The organism is Sphingobacterium tenebrionis, assembly GCF_037126265.1.
Taxonomy (GTDB): domain Bacteria; phylum Bacteroidota; class Bacteroidia; order Sphingobacteriales; family Sphingobacteriaceae; genus Sphingobacterium; species Sphingobacterium tenebrionis.
Window position 1 is genome coordinate 1 of the sequence record NZ_JAYLLN010000078.1, and the last position, 1,294, is coordinate 1,294.

Annotated in this window: 1 rRNA gene; it reads right to left on the reverse strand. The window is 52.9% G+C overall.

The features are described from left to right. Positions 1 to 1,294 (reverse strand): 23S ribosomal RNA (locus VJ786_RS16540); the annotation flags it as partial.

Sequence of the window (1,294 nt, forward strand, 5' to 3'; positions counted from 1 at the left end):
TTGCGCTTCAACGAGCTATTCCGTCAGCTCGCGGCAGTGTCACTACTCCGTCACCACATCGCAGTAAGGAACAGTACGGGAATGTTGACCCGTTGTCCATCGGCTGCCTCCGTTCGGATGCGCCTTAGGTCCCGACTGACCCTGATCCGATTAGCGTTGATCAGGAAACCTTAGTCTTTCGGTGGGCGGGTTTCCCACCCGCCTTATCGTTACTTATGCCTACATTTGCTTTTCCATAAGGTCCACCGACAGTCACCTGCCGGATTCGCCCCCTATGGAATGCTCCCCTACCAGTGCAGATTGATCTGCAATCCATAGCTTCGGTACCGTTCTTGATGCCCGTTTATTATCCACGCCCGGCCGCTCGACTAGTGAGCTGTTACGCACTCTTTAAATGAATGGCTGCTTCCAAGCCAACATCCTAGCTGTCTGGGCAACCGGACCTCGTTAGTTCAACTTAGAACGGATTTGGGGACCTTAGCTGATGGTCTGGGTTCTTTCCCTCTCGGCCTTGGACCTTAGCACCCAAAGCCTCACTGCCGGCCATATCTAGCAGCATTCGGAGTTCGTCTGGATTTGGTAGGATTTGACTCCCCCGCACCCAATCGGTAGCTCTACCTCTGCTAGACTCATATGCCGACGCTGTTCCTAAAAACATTTCGGGGAGTACGAGCTATTTCCCAGTTTGATTGGCCTTTCACCCCTACCCTCAGGTCATCCGGAAACTTTTCAACGTTTATCGGTTCGGTCCTCCAGTACGTGTTACCGCACCTTCAACCTGCCCAAGGGTAGATCACAAGGTTTCGCGTCTACCTCATCCGACTGTGCGCCCTGTTCAGACTCGCTTTCGCTTCGGCTCCTCGACTTAATCGATTAACCTTGCCGGACAAGAGTAACTCGTAGGCTCATTATGCAAAAGGCACGCCGTCACGGAATCGCTCCGCTCCGACCGCTTGTAAGCACACGGTTTCAGGTTCTTTTCACTCCCCTGTTCGGGGTTCTTTTCATCTTTCCCTCACGGTACTGGTCCACTATCGGTCTCTCAGGAGTATTTAGCCTTGCCAGATGGTGCTGGCGGATTCCCACAGGATTTCTCCGGTCCCGCGGTACTCAGGATACCACTATGCCTGTATTCTTTGCCTGTACGGGGCTCTCACCCTTATCGCGCAGTTTCCCACCTGCTTCCAGTTCATAGCACAGTACAATATCGTGGTCCTACAACCCCATATCTGCCGTAACAGGTATGGTTTGGGCTCTTTCCCGTTCGCTCGCCACTACTTGGGAAATCATTGTT